Source organism: Paracoccus bogoriensis (assembly GCF_019431455.1).
GTDB classification, from domain to species: domain Bacteria; phylum Pseudomonadota; class Alphaproteobacteria; order Rhodobacterales; family Rhodobacteraceae; genus Paracoccus; species Paracoccus bogoriensis.
On the sequence record NZ_JAHYSR010000082.1, the window covers coordinates 1 to 276 of the forward strand.

The following is a 276-nucleotide window of genomic DNA, read 5'->3' on the forward strand; positions in this document are numbered from 1 at the left end:
CCTGTCGATCGCGTCCTGGTCGTTCTCGACCGCGCGGTCGAGAACGACCCGGCCCTCGGCGTCAACGGCCACCGCCCGATGTGTGCCTTTCGCGGCGTCGATACCGACGCATACCCTCGTCCTCTGATCCCCCTACCAATCCCGGAACGCATGCCTCGTCTCGCCGGCATCGCCTCAGAACTTGCTCAAAGTCTTTTGAGCAGACGAGTCAAGAAAGCCAAGTGAATGAACTGCAGACTGGTGTTAAGTAGCCGCTCGCAGTTCTTCCACAGCCGC

At 60.9% G+C, this 276-nt stretch carries 1 protein-coding gene and 1 pseudogene; both read right to left on the bottom strand.

The window, feature by feature from the left end; all coding sequences use genetic code 11:
* Positions 1-72: hypothetical protein (locus KY389_RS15955; protein ID WP_425517137.1), on the bottom strand; the 72-nt coding region annotated here is incomplete at its 3' end.
* Between the two features lie 113 nt (positions 73-185).
* Positions 186-276, bottom strand: a pseudogene (locus KY389_RS15150) (IS5/IS1182 family transposase); the annotation flags it as partial.